Source organism: Candidatus Symbiopectobacterium sp. NZEC135, from assembly GCF_025962695.1.
Window position 1 is genome coordinate 1 of the sequence record NZ_JAGFPF010001060.1, and the last position, 744, is coordinate 744.

The 744-nt window shown below is 55.8% G+C and carries 1 protein-coding gene; it reads left to right on the top strand.

The window, feature by feature from the left end; genetic code table 11:
- Positions 1-736: 1-deoxy-D-xylulose-5-phosphate reductoisomerase (dxr, locus tag J5224_RS32420; RefSeq protein WP_264629046.1), on the top strand; the 736-nt coding region annotated here is incomplete at its 5' end.
- Positions 737-744 lie beyond the last annotated feature (8 nt).

Genomic DNA, 744 nt, shown 5'->3' on the forward strand with positions numbered 1-744 from the left:
CAACGCCATTTTTCAGAGTTTACCTGAGCACATTCAACGCCAATTGGGTTACGCTTCATTAACGGAACATGGGGTGGAACGTATTGTCCTGACCGGTTCGGGTGGCCCCTTTCGTGAAACACCGCTTGGTGCATTGGCGGCGATGACGCCCGATCAGGCCTGTGCTCATCCAAACTGGTCCATGGGTCGCAAGATTTCCGTTGTTTCTGCCACCATGATGGACAAAGGGCTGGAGTATATCGAGGCGCGCTGGTTGTTTAACGCGTCAGCGGCACAGATGGAGATCATCATCCATCCGCAGTCGGTTATTCACTCCATGGTGCGCTATCGGGATGGCAGCGTCTTGGCTCAACTTGGTACACCGGATATGCGTACGCCGATTGCTCATGCAATGGCCTATCCGCAGCGGGTTGTATCTGACGTGGCACCGCTGGATTTTATGCGTCTTGGTCCACTCACGTTCAGCGAGCCGGACATGACGCGTTATCCCTGCTTGCAGTTGGCGATCGATGCCTGTAATCAGGGCCAGGCGGCAACAACCGCGCTTAATGGGGCCAATGAAATTGCCGTTGACGCCTTTTTGCACGGTGAGATTCGCTTTACCGATATCGCGTCGTTGAATCAGCGCGTGCTGGCACAGCTTTCCTGCGCCGAGCCAGAGTCCGTTGACGATGTCCTGGCCATTGACCGTTGGGCTCGCGAGAAAGGCCGGCAGGCGTTACGCGCTTTCCACTGACAATGTGC